This is a genomic window from Methanoculleus caldifontis (assembly GCF_032842345.1).
Lineage (GTDB): Archaea > Halobacteriota > Methanomicrobia > Methanomicrobiales > Methanoculleaceae > Methanoculleus > Methanoculleus caldifontis.
On record NZ_WBKO01000002.1, the window covers coordinates 305,649 to 321,036 of the forward strand.

At 60.8% G+C, this 15,388-nt stretch carries 16 protein-coding genes, 1 other RNA gene and 1 pseudogene; 10 read left to right on the forward strand and 8 right to left on the reverse strand.

Annotated features, from left to right (window positions below; genetic code table 11):
• Window positions 1-77 precede the first annotated feature (77 nt).
• On the forward strand, window positions 78-746 hold the full coding sequence (tpiA, locus tag F8E02_RS10315; protein WP_317065453.1) for a triose-phosphate isomerase: 669 nt from the start codon (window positions 78-80) through the stop codon (window positions 744-746).
• Window positions 747-943: 197 nt separating this feature from the next.
• Here tpiA and F8E02_RS10320 read toward each other — a convergent pair whose 3' ends face one another.
• The gene (locus tag F8E02_RS10320) at window positions 944-1,498 is read right to left on the reverse strand and encodes a CBS domain-containing protein (RefSeq protein WP_317065454.1); all 555 of its coding nucleotides are present in this window, start codon (window positions 1,496-1,498) and stop codon (window positions 944-946) included.
• An 86-nt stretch (window positions 1,499-1,584) separates the two neighbouring features.
• On the opposite strand from F8E02_RS10320, the gene F8E02_RS10325 reads away from it, so the two are divergent.
• Window positions 1,585-1,848 (forward strand): hypothetical protein, encoded by a 264-nt coding sequence (locus F8E02_RS10325; RefSeq protein WP_317065455.1) that lies wholly within the window; start codon window positions 1,585-1,587, stop codon window positions 1,846-1,848.
• Window positions 1,849-1,894: 46 nt separating this feature from the next.
• Here the strand turns inward: F8E02_RS10325 and rnpB are convergent.
• An RNA gene (gene rnpB, locus F8E02_RS10330) (RNase P RNA component) lies at window positions 1,895-2,237 on the reverse strand.
• Window positions 2,238-2,412: 175 nt separating this feature from the next.
• Between rnpB and F8E02_RS10335 the strand changes: the two genes are divergently transcribed.
• The 4 genes from F8E02_RS10335 to arcS are packed head-to-tail and all read left to right on the forward strand — an operon-like array spanning window position 2,413 to window position 6,680.
• Window positions 2,413-3,003 carry a hypothetical protein gene (locus F8E02_RS10335; RefSeq protein WP_317065456.1) on the forward strand — a complete coding sequence of 197 codons (591 nt, stop codon included), beginning with the start codon at window positions 2,413-2,415 and terminating at the stop codon, window positions 3,001-3,003.
• A gap of 29 nt (window positions 3,004-3,032) precedes the next feature.
• Complete coding sequence (locus F8E02_RS10340) at window positions 3,033-3,599, forward strand: TIGR00296 family protein (protein WP_317065457.1); 567 nt, start codon at window positions 3,033-3,035, stop codon at window positions 3,597-3,599.
• A 5-nt stretch (window positions 3,600-3,604) separates the two neighbouring features.
• Window positions 3,605-5,056: a tRNA guanosine(15) transglycosylase TgtA gene (gene tgtA, locus F8E02_RS10345; RefSeq protein WP_317065458.1), complete on the forward strand. Its 1,452-nt coding sequence runs from the start codon at window positions 3,605-3,607 to the stop codon at window positions 5,054-5,056.
• Window positions 5,043-6,680 (forward strand): archaeosine synthase subunit alpha, encoded by a 1,638-nt coding sequence (arcS, locus tag F8E02_RS10350; protein ID WP_317065459.1) that lies wholly within the window; start codon window positions 5,043-5,045, stop codon window positions 6,678-6,680. The genes tgtA and arcS overlap by 14 nt, the downstream gene beginning before the upstream one ends.
• Before the next feature lie 293 nt (window positions 6,681-6,973).
• Here arcS and F8E02_RS10355 read toward each other — a convergent pair whose 3' ends face one another.
• Window positions 6,974-7,297: a YbjQ family protein gene (locus tag F8E02_RS10355; RefSeq protein WP_317065460.1), complete on the reverse strand. Its 324-nt coding sequence runs from the start codon at window positions 7,295-7,297 to the stop codon at window positions 6,974-6,976.
• A 3-nt stretch (window positions 7,298-7,300) separates the two neighbouring features.
• Entirely contained in the window at window positions 7,301-7,477 is a 177-nt protein-coding gene (locus F8E02_RS10360; RefSeq protein ID WP_317065462.1) for a hypothetical protein, read from the reverse strand.
• Window positions 7,478-7,677: 200 nt separating this feature from the next.
• Between F8E02_RS10360 and F8E02_RS10365 the strand changes: the two genes are divergently transcribed.
• Both F8E02_RS10365 and gltA read left to right on the forward strand, forming a co-directional pair.
• Complete coding sequence (locus tag F8E02_RS10365) at window positions 7,678-8,538, forward strand: sulfide/dihydroorotate dehydrogenase-like FAD/NAD-binding protein (protein WP_317065463.1); 861 nt, start codon at window positions 7,678-7,680, stop codon at window positions 8,536-8,538.
• On the forward strand, window positions 8,531-9,874 hold the full coding sequence (gene gltA / locus F8E02_RS10370; protein ID WP_317065465.1) for an NADPH-dependent glutamate synthase: 1,344 nt from the start codon (window positions 8,531-8,533) through the stop codon (window positions 9,872-9,874). Before F8E02_RS10365 ends, gltA begins: the two co-directional genes overlap by 8 nt.
• A gap of 270 nt (window positions 9,875-10,144) precedes the next feature.
• On the opposite strand, the gene F8E02_RS10375 is transcribed toward gltA, so the two are convergent.
• Window positions 10,145-10,513: a hypothetical protein gene (locus F8E02_RS10375; RefSeq protein ID WP_317065467.1), complete on the reverse strand. Its 369-nt coding sequence runs from the start codon at window positions 10,511-10,513 to the stop codon at window positions 10,145-10,147.
• Between the two features lie 407 nt (window positions 10,514-10,920).
• Window positions 10,921-11,715, reverse strand: coding sequence for a hypothetical protein (locus tag F8E02_RS10380; RefSeq protein ID WP_317065469.1), 795 nt, complete (start codon window positions 11,713-11,715; stop codon window positions 10,921-10,923).
• A 490-nt stretch (window positions 11,716-12,205) separates the two neighbouring features.
• Between F8E02_RS10380 and F8E02_RS10385 the strand changes: the two genes are divergently transcribed.
• Window positions 12,206-12,898 (forward strand): hypothetical protein, encoded by a 693-nt coding sequence (locus tag F8E02_RS10385; RefSeq protein ID WP_317065470.1) that lies wholly within the window; start codon window positions 12,206-12,208, stop codon window positions 12,896-12,898.
• Window positions 12,899-13,002: 104 nt separating this feature from the next.
• Here the strand turns inward: F8E02_RS10385 and F8E02_RS10390 are convergent, their stop codons facing one another.
• Both F8E02_RS10390 and F8E02_RS10395 read right to left on the reverse strand, forming a co-directional pair.
• Entirely contained in the window at window positions 13,003-13,776 is a 774-nt protein-coding gene (locus tag F8E02_RS10390) for a winged helix-turn-helix transcriptional regulator (RefSeq protein ID WP_317065471.1), read from the reverse strand.
• An 83-nt stretch (window positions 13,777-13,859) separates the two neighbouring features.
• A complete protein-coding gene (locus F8E02_RS10395; protein ID WP_317065472.1) occupies window positions 13,860-14,294 on the reverse strand; it encodes a peptidase domain-containing protein in 435 nt (144 codons plus the stop codon).
• A 492-nt stretch (window positions 14,295-14,786) separates the two neighbouring features.
• Here F8E02_RS10395 and F8E02_RS10400 point away from each other — a divergent pair.
• Window positions 14,787-15,161: pseudogene (locus F8E02_RS10400) on the forward strand (MFS transporter); the annotation flags it as partial.
• Window positions 15,162-15,388 lie beyond the last annotated feature (227 nt).

Below are 15,388 nucleotides of genomic sequence, written 5' to 3' on the forward strand. Positions count from 1 at the left end.
CTGCCGTCCCCGATTCCCTGCCCCCGCCATCAGAGTTAATATCAGGAGGGGCAACCTATCAGGCGGACGTGAGGAATATGGTTTCACCCTTTATTCTGGTCAACCTCAAGACCTACAAGGAAGGTATGGGCAGCAACGCCCACCGGATCGCCGCTGCGGCCGAGACCGTGGCAAGAGAGAGCGGGGCCGTCATCGGCATCGCCCCGGCCTTCACCGAACTCCACCCGATGAGCCACCACTACGCGATACCGGTCTTTGCCCAGCACATCGACGCGATCACCCCCGGCGCCCACACCGGCCATATCCTTCCCGAGGCGGTCAGGTCGGCGGGCGCACGCGGCACCCTGATCAACCACTCAGAACGCCGCCTCACTCTCGCCGATATCGGCGCCTGCGTCGAGGCCGCACGGAGGCTCCACCTCGAGTCGGTCGTCTGCACGAACAACGACGCCACCAGCGCCGCCGCCGCTGCCCTCAAGCCCGATTACGTGGCGATCGAGCCCCCGGAGCTGATCGGGAGCGGGGTCTCGGTCTCGAAGGCCGACCCGGGGATCATCGAGCGGTCCGTCAACGCCGTCAGGGCGGTGAACCCGGACGTGAAGGTCCTGACCGGGGCGGGCATCCAGTCAGGCGAATGCGTCAGGATCGCCGTCGACCTCGGCACCTGCGGCGTCCTTCTGGCTTCAAGCGTCGTCAAGGCCGAGAACCCCGAAGCCGTCCTCCGGGATCTCGTCTCCCTGATCTAGAAGACCCCCAGGCGCAGGTGTACACCCTCAAACAGAAACCTGAGGCACATGGCCTCGCACGGAAGTACAAAGACCCTGAAGAGAAGACAAAAGAAGCATTTATTGGACTTCGCGTCTTTTCGCGGCTTCGCGTGAGGTGGCGGTACAGATATACAAACCAGCCCTCACGCGAAGCCGCGAAGATCGCGAAGGGGGTGTCAGGTGATCAGCGATATCAGGTTGTGCTTGGTGATGACACCCTGCACCTTCCCTTTCTCGATCACGATGATGGCGTGGTTGTGGTGCAGGAGGCGGACGACCGTGTCGACAGACGCCGTCGGGGGAACGGTCGGGAAGCCCGGCTCCATATAATCCTTCACCAGTTTCCGGTGCGTCTGGTGAAGCCCCCCCGTCTCCATGGCGTTCATGATCGCGGATTCGGATATGCATCCTATGGGGATCCCGTTCTCGAGCACCGGCAGTTGAGAGATCCCGTTCTGGCCCATGATCTCGACGGCCCGGCCGACGGGATCATCCGGGGCGACAGAGAGGACGGGAGCGCTCATCACGTCCGCGGCCGTTACGCCCGAGTGCTCCGCGGCCTGCAGGACTTCCACGATCTTTGCGAGCGTACTCACCCTCGGGTCCACGCTGCCCGCCTCGATCCGCGCGACCATAGATTGACTGATTCCAGCCATACGGGCTACATCTGCCTGCTTTAAGCCCATGCGAATCCGTTTCTCCCGCAGTTCGGCCGGGGTGGGGATCTCCATATTATTACTATAAGTAATTTTTTCACTTATACGTTTGCCCCGCCTCCCCCGGAGAGATTAATATAGGCCGGGGCGTATCGGGGAGTATGGCCGCGAACAATGATCTGCAGCAGAGCGTCCTCGCGAAGGTCAGGGATATCCTCTCGACCTACCACACTCAGGACGCCGTCCAGAGCGAACTGGAGAATCTCGGTTTCGAGGTCCGGGCGGAGCACGCAGACGTCGTCTCCATGGAGAATGCGCCTGCGGAGGTCTTCGTCCAGCTCTCCGTGAACGAACGGGGCGAGGTCTTCGACTCGCATGTCGTGACGTTTGAAGAGATCGAACTCCAGCCGCGGGGGAAGGCCTGAGGTCGCGACAGGAGGAATTTTAGCGAGAAGAGCGTTCCGATAGCAGGAGTGGGAGGAGTAAGCCTCCTTCTGTTCTGTGCGGCATTCAGCTGAGCGCCATACCTGGGCGGATACCAGACTATCCATCTGCCCTATTCTGGCTTGCACCCGCAGGGATTCACCGTTTCATCGTATCCCGCCGTTACGTTCAACGAGGTGCGCGGAAACCCGCGCGACTCGCCCCCGAAGAGGAGGCTCGGTCGTTTCATCACTGACGGCGGGCCGTGTCGTTTCTGTGTCATTGCCGTGACTCTCGCCACCCGCACTTGCATGCGGCTGCGTGTCTGGCAGGTGGGAGGACTTTCCTCAGCAGCACATAAAGTGCCACCGTCGGCCGCACTCTCCCTCTCCTATATAATATCCGCCTCTAAGAATATAAATCAGTACGGGTACCCGCCCGGGCGGCCCTGCCGCCACCCGGCGCTGCGGGCTTCCGCGGAGGCCCCCGGGCCGGCCGCGCATACCCCCCGGATACCGGATAGATTTATATACCGGGTCACTGGTCTTACCAGTGGCGTTATTACCATGGGGGGAAGTGAGGTATCGACACAGTTAGAGCTGGCGGCAATCTTCGTCGGGTTCGTCGCCATCACAACGCTCTTTTCGTTTGTCTCGATCGGGGCAAGCGCTATGGGAGGCGGGGTCGCGACCGGTACGGGCACGTATCCGGTCCTCGCCGCGGGCGAGCCACACCTTGCACCGGTCGGGGGGATCGCCGGCCATTCGTCGGTCCCGGAGTTCTCCGGCGTTCTGGTTGACATCCTGACCTTCGCCGTCGTCAACACCGGGGAGGACGGGGCCGTCGACCTCTCCCGGGCCACCGTGACGGTGGCGGCGGGGGACTATCTCAAGATTCTCAGGCGGTCCGACACACTTTATCCGGCAGGCACCTGGACGGCGTCGTTGCCCCGGAACGACGACGGGAGTATACCCCTCCGGGCAGGAGAGGAGTGCACGGTCCGGATCCGCCTTGACCGCCCGGTACCTGCCGGGGAGCCTCTGACCGTCAGGGTGCGCCTTGCAGGCGACAGGCCCTGCACGATCACGGCGCAGGCCCGGACCGCCGGCGTCGATACCGTCGCCGGCACCGCTGTCTCCTCTTCTCCGGAAGACTAAAAGTATTCAACATCCTACGACCCATTTTGATGGAAATGCTGACCCCGGAAGAAGGCAGAACGGCAGTTCGTCTGGCACGGAGCGCCATCGAGAAAACCCTCAACGGCGAACGGGCGGCGCTGCCCGATCTCCCGGCGATCTTTCGCGAGAAGCGCGGCGTCTTCGTCACGATCAAGCGGCAGGGGCATCTTCGCGGCTGCATCGGCCTCCCGTACCCGGTAAAACCGCTCGGCGAGGCGCTCGTCGAAGCGGCCGCATCGGCAGCCCTCGAGGACCCGCGGTTCCCGCCGGTCTCGCGGTCGGAGCTCGCCGACCTCGATCTCGAGGTGACGGTGCTGACACAGCCCCGACCGCTCGACTGCCCGCCGGAAGAACGTCCCGGCTGCGTCGAGGTCGGGCGGCACGGCCTGATCGTCACCGGCCTCGGGACCGGGGGCCTCCTCCTCCCGCAGGTCCCGGCCGAGTACGGCTGGAGCAGCCGGGAGTTCCTCGACCAGACCTGCGTCAAGGCCGGGCTTTCGCCCGGCTGCTGGAAGCGTAAAGACGTCGCCGTACTGACGTTCGAGGGTCAGATATTCGAAGAAAAGGCGGTTTAACCCGAATGGCAATTACGTTTGAAGTCATCCACAAAGATATCGCGGGAAGGGTCGGGAAACTCAGGGTGAATGACAGAACAGTCAGGACGCCCGCACTCCTCCCCGTCGTCAACCCTCACCTCCCCCTGGTAACCCCCCGCGAGATGCGGGAGATGGGCGTCGAGGCCCTGATCACGAACGCCTACATCTTCAGGCGGAGCACGGAGTACCGCGACCGGGCACTTTCAGAGGGGCTTCATAAGGTCCTCGACTTCGACGGCGCGATCATGACCGACTCCGGCTCGTTCCAGCTCTCCGTCTACGGCGAGGTCGAGGTGAGCAACCAGGAGACGATCGAGTTCCAGCAGGCGATCGGGAGCGATATCATCGTCCCCCTGGACATCCCCACCCCGCCGGACGCCGGAAGGGAGAGGGCCGAGCGTGAACTCGTGGTCACGATGGACCGGATCCACGAAGCCCGCGAACTCTTCCCCGACGCGAACCTCGTCGGTCCGGTGCAGGGCGGCATCTTCACCGACCTCCGCGAGGAGGCCGGACGGGCCGTCCAGGAGTTCGGGTTCACCTTCTGCCCGGTCGGGGCCGTGGTGCCGCTGATGGAGAGTTACCGCTACAAAGACCTCGTTCAGGTCGTCCTCGCGGCCAAACGCGGCCTCTCCCCGGCGACCGCCGTCCACCTCTTCGGTGCGGGCCACCCGTCGATGTTCGCCCTCGCCGTCGCGATGGGCTGCGACCTCTTCGACTCGGCCGCATACGCCCTCTTCGCCCGTGAAGGGCGCTACATCACCACGCACGGGAGCCTCAAGATCGACGAGCTCGCGGAACTCCCCTGCGCCTGCCGGGTCTGCCGCTCGATGACCGCCGAGGAACTCCGGCAGTCAAAGGACCGGGAGCGGCTGCTCGCGCTCCACAACCTCCACGTCACCCTCGCGGAGATCGCCCGTATCCGGCAGGCGATCCAGGACGGGACCCTCTGGGAACTCGTCGACGAGCGGTGCCGGAGCCACCCGCGCCTGCTCGACGGCTACCGGGAACTTCTGGCCCACGCGGCCGAACTCGAACGCGACGACCCTGTCTCCAAGCGCCGGTTCTTCTACCGGGGCTCGGAGAGCTGCCGGAGGACGGAGGTTATCCGCTACCAGGAGGTCATCCCCCGCATCCCCCTTGGGGAGCGGGTGCTGGTCTCATTCGACGGCCGGGAGGTTCCGGGATTCGATACCGTCCTGAACTTCAAGCCCCCCTTCGGGCCGTACCCGACGGAACTCGCGGAGACCTTCCCGGTGGGCCAGAGCGAGGTCCCGGAATGGGACGACGATATGGTCCGGTCGGGGTGCGCCGGGATCCGGGCCCTTATGGAGGCCCACCCGGAGAGCCGGTTTGCCGTCCGGTGCGGCGAAGAGTGGGTGCGCCTCGTCCTTGAAGAGGTCCCCGACGCGGAGGTGTACCGTGAGCAGGTATGAGACGCAGAAGCACGACGGCCTCGCACGGATCGGCGCCTTCGAGCACGAAGGGACGAGCGTCTCCCTCCCCGCCGCCCTCGATACGGACGATGTCTTCCCCACGCTCCGCGAGCGTCTGCTCTCGAACGTCCCCCTCTCGGCGGACGAGGGGTTCGTCCGCGACTACTTCTCCCCCGGCGAAGGGCAGCCGGTCGCCGTCCACCCGCTCGCAGAGCCGAAGGCGGAGTCGGGCGACTGCGCCCTGGTCGCGAACTGGCATACGGCACTCAGGAACCCCCGGAACTACACGGGATGGCTTGCGGCCTTAAAAGAGAGCGTCCCCCCGGACACCGCGTGGTACGCCCCGGCGTCGGCGCTCCCCTCGACCGCCTGCCTCCTCATTTACTCGGGCTTCGACCTCTTCGACTACCGGGCCGTCGACCTCGCCTCGGCGCAGAAGAAGTTCTGTCTCCCCGAAGGCGAGTTCCCCGCCTCGCTGATGGAGACCGGGGCCTGCGGGTGCGAGGGCTGCCGGGAGGGGAACCTCGTCCGGCACAACCGTCTCGCACTCGACCGCGAGATCGCCCTCGTCCGGCACTACATCGAGGCCGGGCGGCTCCGTGAACTGATGGAGTCCCGGTGCCGCGCAGACGCCGCGCAGGTGGGCATCCTCCGGTTCCTCGACCGGAACTACGCCCTCATGGAGCGCTTCCTCCCGGTTGTCCGGGCGGTGCCGATGCGGGCGAACACCGCCGAGTCACAGAACCGGGCCGAGATCCGGCGGTTCGCCGACCGGGTGATCGAGCGGTTCGTCCCGACCCGGACCGACGTCGCGGTCCTCCTCCCCTGCTCGGCGCGGAAACCCTACTCGCTCTCAAGGAGCCACAAGCTCTTCATGAACACGGTCGACCGGCGGGCGCACGAACTGATCGTCACCTCGCCCCTCGGCCTCGTCCCCCGCGAACTCGAGCGGATCTACCCGGCCGGCCACTACGATGTGCCGGTGACGGGCTACTGGGACCGCGAGGAGTGCGCCTTCATCGCCGATATCCTCACCCGCTACTTCGCGGCGCACCCCTACCGCCGGGTTATCGCCCACCTCGAGGGCGGAGCGCTCACCGTCGCGGAGATGGCGGCGGAAGCCTGCGGGATCGACCTCGAGGTGACCTGCCAGGGCCACCCGACGGCGCCGGGGTCTCTGCGTGCCCTGAACGCCGCCCTCGAGGGCGAGCGCCGGGTGCAGACCGACATCGTCCGGGGAACGGTATCCTGGCAGTTCGGAACGGAGATCAGTTCCAAGGGCCTCCAGATCCGGGGCAGGAGCATGCAGATGGCGGTTCTGCGCGGGAAGCAGCAACTCTTCAGCATCGACGCCGGGACCGGGCTCTTCCGCCCGACGTTCGAGGGCTGGGACCTGATACCCGAGGGCTACCGGGTCAGGATCGACGCCTTCGTGCCGCAGGGCGACGTCCTCGCGCCGGGGATCACCGCCTGCGACCCCCGGATACGGGAGGGCGACGAGGTGCTCGTGGAAGGGCCGCTCGCGATCGCCACCGGGAAGGCGCTGATGGGTGCGGACGAGATGCTCCGGTCGAAGCGCGGCGTGGCGATCCGGGTGCGGAAGGTAAAGAAGCTCGGGGAGTGAGCGGTCCTCCCCGGGCTCGTGCCCTGCGGCGCTCGGGCGGTGACGCAGTCTCACACAAAGACGTAAAGGGGACTGCCAATAACAGCAAACGAATTTCGCGCGAAGCCGCGAAGAGCGCGAAGCTTGTATGACTCTTGACTACTTCTCTTCGCGTCTTTCGCGACTTCGCGTGAGGCAGAGTGAGGGGCTATGACCTATCCTCACGCAAAAGCGGGACGGACACGATGGGAAGCAGGCAACGCGAGCCCAAATAAAAAAGAAAGGCAGAATCTCCTGCCCCTAAAACCCAAACCCTACTTCTTCGGAACGAGCTTCACCGCCGTCCCGTAGGCGAGGAGCTCCGCTGCCGTCGTCATCGTCTGAGACGTCGTGAACCGGACGTTCAGCACGGCGTCGGCCTTAAGGTCGCGCGCCGAGTTGATCATCCGGTTGGTCGCCTCGGTCCGGGCGTCTGCGAGCATCGAGGTGTACTCCTCGAGTTCGCCGCCGACGAGGCTCTTTAAGCCCGCCATGACGTCTTTTCCTACGTTCTTCGTCCGTACGGTGTTCCCGAAGACCACGCCGAGGACTTCTCCCACGGCGTAGCCCGGCACTTCCTGAGTCGTCGTCAGTATCATTCTTCACTCCCTGATTGCTTCAATGGTCTCCTCGCGCCTCCGCCAGACGATCAGCGCGAGGCCGATCAGGATGAGCGGGAGGGCGTATATGAGGAGAAAAACGGGCCCTGCTATCGCTATGGCCGCGATCACCGCGCCAAGGGCGGTCAGGACGATCCCCCAGAGGACCTGGCTCCGCATACTTATCCCTGCGACGGAGTCGGGGATAACCGTTCGGATTCTCGCCCCGGATCCCGGTTCACCTCGCGGGTATACGGGAAATCACCCGGCGCCGGCGCGCAGGATCCGGTCTGCGATAGCTGCACTAAAGAGGCTGGAGCCACAATAGGTATGAAACGTTGGATACCTTTTGACGTTCAGATCGACCAACATCATCAGGAGTGAAGCGGTTGTATAAGGTGGAAACGGCGAATAAACTCGCCGACCGGGTTTATGAATACTGGATACGTGCGCCGCAGGTGGCGCAGCACGCACGCGCAGGCCAGTTTGTCATCCTGCGCCTGCACGAAAAAGGCGAGCGGATACCGCTCACCATCTCGGCCGTCAGGGGAGACGCCGTCAGGGTGATCTTCATGGCCGTCGGCAAGACGACCGAGGAGCTGGCGACCCTCCGGGCCGGCGACAGCATCAGCGACGTCGTGGGCCCGCTCGGAAAACCGAGCGAGATTGAGAACTACGGCACCTGCTGCGTCATCGGCGGCGGTGTCGGGATCGCGAGCACCCCCCTCATCGTCAAAGAACTCAGGGAAGCGGGCAACCACGTCATCGGGATCATCGGGGCGCGCAACGCCGATCTCCTCATCCTCGAGGACGAGATGCGGGAGGCCTGCAACGAGCTCTACGTCACGACCGACGACGGGAGCAAGGGCGTCCACGGTTTTGCAGCCGACGTCCTGAAGAAACTGCTCGCAGAGCGAAAGATCGACCGGGTCTGGATCATCGGCCCCGCCATCATGATGAAGGTCACCTCCGGCGCGACGGTGCCCTACGGCGTCAAGACCTACGTGAGCCTCAACCCGATCATGGTCGACGGGACGGGGATGTGCGGCTCCTGCCGGGTCACCGTCGGGGGAGAGACGAAGTTTGCCTGCGTCGACGGTCCCGAGTTCGACGCCCACCAGGTCGACTTTGCCGAACTGATGCAGCGGCAGCGGATCTACACCGGCCAGGAGAAGGCCTCGCTCGAGCGGTTCGCGGAGCACCGGTGCCGGTGCGGCGAAGGGGGTCACCACCATGAGTGACCGGGCCGTCGACGTCCGGGTCAAGGACTTCAGGGAGGTCGACTCCGGCATCACCCCCGGCGAGGCGATCGCCGAGGCGGAGCGCTGTCTCCAGTGCAAGAAGCCGCTCTGCGTCAGGGGCTGCCCGGTCTGCATCGACATCCCCGCCTTCATCGGGCATGTCGCGGAAGGCAACTTCCCCGAAGCCGCACGGGCGCTCAAGGAGCAGAACATGCTCCCCGCCATCTGCGGACGGGTCTGCCCGCAGGAGACCCAGTGCGAGGGCGTCTGCGTCCTCGGCAACAAGGAGACCCCGATCCGGATCGGCGCGATCGAGCGGTTCGTGGCCGACTGGGAGCGGGCGAACGACCCGAGCCTCCCCGACGTGGCAAAGCCGACCGGGAAGCGCGTGGCGGTCGTGGGTTCCGGCCCCGCGGGACTGACTGCCGCGGCAGAGCTCGCCCGCGCCGGCCACGCCGTCACGATCTTCGAGTCGCTCCACGAAGCGGGCGGGGTCCTGACCTACGGCATCCCCGCGTTCCGGCTCCCGAAGGATGTCGTCAAAGCGGAGATCGACCAGGTGCTCGCCCTCGGCGTCCGGCTGAAGAAGAACCACCTCGTGGGGAGAAGCGTCAGCGCCGACGAACTCCTCGGCTACGACGCGGTCTTCCTCGCGACCGGCGCGGGGCTCCCCGCGTTCATGGGCATCCCCGGCGAGAACAAGAACGGCGTCTACTCGGCAAATGAGTTCCTCACAAGGGTGAACCTGATGCACGGCGACGCGTTTCCCGAGTACGACACGCCGGTCCTGCACGGGGCCCGCGTCGCGGTGATCGGCGGCGGCAACGTCGCGATGGACTCCGCACGGGTGGCCCGCCGCCTGGGCGCGAAGGTCTCGCTGATCTACCGGAGAGGCGAGGAGGAGATGCCGGCACGGAGGGCCGAGGTCGTCCACGCAAAGGAGGAAGGGATCGAGTTTTACACCTGCACGAACCCGACGCAGATCCTCGGCGAGCAGTGCGTCACCGGCGTCGAGTGCGTGAAGATGTCCCTCTGCGGCCTTGACGCGAGCGGCCGCAGGTCGCCGGAGCCGATCGAGGGGAGCGAGTTCACCCTCGACGTGGACATGGTGATCCAGGCGATCGGCACGAGCCCGAACCCGCTCCTCGTCTCCCTGATCCCGGGCCTCGAGCGCGGGCGGAAGGGCAACGTCGTCGTCGACGAGAACGGCCGGACCTCGATCCCCCACGTCTACGCGGGCGGCGACATCGCCACCGGCGCGGCGACGGTGATCGAGGCGATGGGCTCGGCGAAGAAGGCGGCGGCGGCGATCGACGCGATGCTGAAGGGAGAATAATCACTCTTTTTCCAAGGGTTGGCCCGGAATTCTGCCGGGACAAGACCGGGTCCAACCGATTCTTCAGATGTGCCGTCGGAGCGTGAGCACCATGTATGCGAGTTAACTCTCCGCAGGACGGAGCTCGGAAGGGACACAGATCTTTGGGCAGGATGCTCCCTCTTGAGCCGGAAGGAGCGCGGACATACCTGAGTGAGGGACGCATTCTCCTACAAAAGAATAATTCATGCAGGGGAATCTCTCACTCGGGTTGACGGATACGGGTTCGCCTTACGGCAAAAGCTTCTCAAGTGTGAATGTGGCGTTTGCTCCGGGCGGAACGTATGTGCCGATATAGTGAATTTCGATAGGAATACACGGCGATTCTGGCACACCATCATTCTCCGGAATGACCCCCCGGAAGCCTACCATCATGCCATCTACCCGATAGGCTTCGTCCAGATTAACAGGAGCGTAACAGGTTCCGTTTTCCGCCTGTATGATATATACTCCACTGTCGTTTTCGACGTGTACGACTGTTCCGATGACGGTCTCTTCATCGATTTTTCCTGTATCAGTGCAACCGCTTGAGAGCAATGTTAAAATGAGGATGAATGTAACTGATATAACTGAAAGGTGGGGTAATGTTCTATGTACCATTATGTATACACTTACTTCTTCATTACTTAAATTCTCGGATATATAGTTCTTGGCGCTACTCTTTGGAACCTTGAAGGTCCTCAACCTGCCGACAGCATCTGCTGCCTTTGACGATGCTTACTCCCATATACACGATGGATAAACGGAGGGTGTGGCATCACCTCAGGTGGCTCCTTGTACTGTTTGATCCGTTTTTCAAGACAGAATTAGAAGCGTGCTTCATGAACACGATCTGTTCATGCCCAACCCATGACTGCTGAGGGTCCTCAAAATCCAAAAGAGTAGCGCTAAGAGTTATGATTTATAGTTTCATCATAATTCACTAACTATATGTTCTCTAAAGTTCCCACTGACCTGAGAAAGACTTGTTCAAAAAAGAAATCGGTTTTCTGTCCAACAGTTCATTATCAACTAACGTAAAATACTTGGCTCGTGCTATACGCCGGATTAGGCCCTACTACAACATAACCTAGAGGCGGGACACAATAGTGGTCACCAAGCACCTGGTAATAATAGCCTCCATCTACGGATTTTTGCCCCATTACGGTCTGGGATGTAACAAGAATCCCAATTTTCTCCTTGTTTGCGATCTCCACCCACGCTGGCTCGATGAACATGAATAATCGTGTTTTCGTCGACATGTAGGGTATTGATATAGCAGGCTGTGCCTGACTTGAAGAATAATAGTCGACAACCCTGTTTCCATGAAAAGCCCATGATAACCCAGCAACGCCTAAATCGCTATCCCTCGATGCGCTATTATTATTGTTCATTACATTTTGAAGAACTACAACACCTTCTTCCGCAGACGGGACTTTGCTGAGACTGGATTTCGAATCAGATGCCCTCGACCTGATCTCACTCATCGCCTCTTCTGTGAGAGGTTCTGGCATTTGTTCTCCGGGAGCAGTCCATTGAATTTTACTGGACTTATAGAGTTTCTGAAGATCTTCTGTGAGTTTCTCCATCTCACCGGGATAGACTGCTTCGTAGAATTCCGCGTAAGTGATATCTTTCCCAACAAGGTTGGAGATTAACTCCCTGTAATAATCTTCCTCTGATAGATCAGATGTGTCCAAGGCGGCATATTCACCATTACCATGTGCACTTGCCATAGGAACAAGCATTGCGCCAAATATGCACAATGTTATTAGGATTCCAACTGTTTGACCCACGTTTCTTGTCCTGTTCTTTCCATTCATTTTTCTTTCCTCCAGTGGTGACCCGGAGGCAAAAGAGACACACATTTAAGTATGTAGAACGCATACGCTCCCTTTGCCTCCGGGCATGCAGGGCGCGTCATCCGGTCGTCAACCAGGGATGGGCAGCCCCACATCTTTTGCGGACGCCGCTCTGAAGCATCCACACAGTGACATGAGCGGCGATCTATTTAGAAATTCTGTCAGATTCATTTACACGTTCGCAGATATTTGCCGAAAGTGAACGGAGAGAACCCTCCCCGGAAGACGAAGGCACAGGAGAGAACCTATTCTCAAGGTGGTATATGCCGTACAGGACGCAGCAGCCTCTGACTGCCGCACTTGCGCGCGCCCTGCACCCGAACTATTGGGTTCTGTCGATGGACAGGCAGGCCTGCCGGCCGATTGCGTAAACCGTATCAGCCATGAGCGACAGTACCTTCAACCTGTACAAAAACCCGTCGAAACCAGAAAGCTCCTGTCCGGAGGTCCCATGAAAAAGAGCCAGATTGTCATCTGGAGCGTCCTCATCGCTCTCGTCTTCGTGCACTATTTCTACATGCCCGAGCAGCCCAAGGTCACCAGGGGAGAGATGCATATCTCTTTCGACTCCCGGGAGTGCCGACCCGACCTGGTTGACCTCTGGAATACGCTTGTACAGGAGCAGGCGTTTTCGAACGAGTCGGCCGTGCTCATCCAGCTGAACCAGTATATCGACAAAGACGGAACGGTGCAGTGCACCGAACTCCACTGGATCGGCTACGTAGACGGGGAGGAGCACGCGTACGAGGTATATGTCCACCAGAGCGGCAACGTATATTATAACGACCAGATATTTGACTTCCCCATGCAGGGGGTACATCCCCTCGCCATATTACGCGAGGTCGACAGGATCGAGTTTGACGATCTCACTCACGGAGAATACAACATAACGCTCACGACGTTCAAACACGACGGTCCAATGACCTACAACAAAACCAACGGCGACCTGTACGCCTTCGCGGACGGATCGCTTCGTCCCCTGAAGGAGGCCACGTTCTCTTCCGAAGCCTCCCGGCATATGATCGAGATCTTTCCGGAGATCGGGCAGTCGGGCGAGATTACGACCGCAGAGAGCATATCGGATCGCATCATCCTCTTCCCCGAACAGGAGATCGCCCGGGCCGACTCCGTCGTCCACGCATGACGTGCAGGCGGCGCCCGGAGACTCTGAATGCATCCTCGATAAGCCACGGGGTGATCCGGGAAAAGGGGCAAACGGTGTAGTTATGGAGAACTGCCGAACGGCAATCAGATACCGGTGCCGGACACACGCCCCCCGGCGATCGCGGGCTTCCACGATCCGTGGGCTTGTACACACTCTTTCGCATCGGCGCAGAGGTAGTAGCGTACGAACCGTCCTTTCTTCTCGTCTCTGACAATACCATCCCGGAGCAGCGGTTTCATATGCCAGGTGACGTTCGCACCCGACATTATGAGCCGGGACGCGATCTCTTTTCTCGTGCTTCCCGGGTATTGCAAAACGATATTGAGTATCCGACTCTTTGACTGCTCGTTGAGATATCCCGCCACCTTTCGTTCCAGACCGGGACAGGCGCCCGTGTTGACGTAATATCTCATGCCTCTGCAGTTCGGCTCGGGGACGACCGTTCCCATCCTGCATAACATCTCTACGTGGTAGCGGAGGGTTCCGATATTCATCCCGAGCAACCGGGAGAGAGAGCTTGTATTGATTCCCGGATTATCGCGTATGCACAGGTACGTTGCATTCCGGGTTTCGTTCTCAAGGACGTTATTGCGCAGGATCCTCTTATGGCCGAAATGCAGCCATGCGAGCAGCGAGAATACAAGTTGCATCGGGACAAAGAGCACCGGAACAAATACGGATACGAGTCCGAGAATAACAATATCCAGGGGGATATTCCAGACGTACACCGGCATCGGATCCAAAGGCACCCTCTCCGGATATGCGTCCTGAACGGCAGTAGCACATGCGGCAGACGGCAGCAGTGCGAGGCAGAAGATGGCCAGAGCGATTCCGGCAATCCGCACCCGCGTGACCATGGATTTATATAAAACCGGTATCAGTAAAAAGGTTTGGTTTGGTAGGTGTTCGGCTTTGTTGAAAGCGTGTGAGAGGTCATCATTTAAGCATAAGCATTGCAATTCAAAATATACGGAATGGTTCCTGTCACACTCTCGCCATACACTTTAAGTCTCCAGGTACCTGATGCAGGGCTGCTTATATCTATGCGAATCTGTCCATCCAGACGTCCGCCATAATTGTCACGGTACGAACCATACAGGCTCCCATCCGGTCTGTAGATCTCCAATCTCAGGGAGTGGTCCGGGGTAAACCAGTTTAAGTAAACATTCAGTAAGGACATACCGGCTGGTACATTGAGCAGATGAGTATCAGTCTCCCCTTGTGTGATCGTAAAATACTCACGGGTTTCATACCAGTCCGCCTGCGAGAGAAGTCCCGCGACTCCGTCATTTTCGTTTCCGATACCTGCAGCTGAAACCATCGGCACGATGAAGGCGACGGCAGCCAGAAGTCCTATAATGTGACTGATCTTCATCAGAATCCACCGATGAGACATCGGAAGACCTCCGTATAAAAATTCTGTCCAATTTCTTTACACGTTTTATATACGCAAGCAGTACGTCGATCTCGGCGCGTGAGGGATCCCCGAGCGTCTCCGGAATAGCACGCAGGATCACGGGCATTTCGCCGGGAATCGTTCACTCTGCACCTTTCTGAAGGACAAGCACAATGCGGGAAAGATGTTGCGCGGAATAATAAACCCCGCCTCAAGGGGTTTTTCCGAAAGATAACCGTTGAAGCAAGAGATTATTCACGACGGAACCAGGGTTCTTTCTCCAACACAACCCGGACGTGTAAATAATTTGCATCTGTTGTCGGTTAATCTAAAGAGTACCACCGGCTAACCCGCTCCTCTCCTCTTCATTGTTCTCTCCCGGGCAGGTTCCTGCCCGGCACCGTACCCCCCCGGCAGGTGATCCGGCATCATCCCAACCACCCTGCACTCGCCGCGTTCCTCACCCCGTTCATGGGCTCGGCGGTGAACATCGCGCTCCCGTCCATCGCCGCCGAGTTCGCTCTCGACGCCGTCTCGCTCAGTTACGTGGCCTCCTCGTACCTCATCGCGACCGCGATCTTCCTCGTCCCACTCGGGCGGTGCGCCGACATCTACGGGCGCAAACGGATCTTCACCCTCGGGGTCGCGGTCTTCACCGCATCGGCCCTGCTCTCCGCGCTCGCGACGTCGGGGCCCGTGCTCATCCTCTTCCGGTTCATCGAGGGCATCGGAGGCACCATGATCTACGGCACCGGGATCGCCATGATCACGTCGGTCTTCCCGCCCGAGGAGCGGGGGCGGGCGCTCGGGATCAACGTCACCGCCGTCTACATCGGCCTCTCCGTCAGGCCGCTCCTCGGCGGCTCCCCCACCTGGCGGAACATCTTCCTCACCAACATCCCGCTCGACATCTATATCGTCTACCTGATCCGCCGCCACCTTGCCGGGGAGTGGGTCGACGCATGCGAGGAGCGGTTCGATCTCGTCGGTTCGGTCTTCTACGGCGCGATGCTCCTTGCCGTCCTGAACGCCCGACTCCTCGCGTCGAACCGGGCGTTCGCCTTCTCCAACCC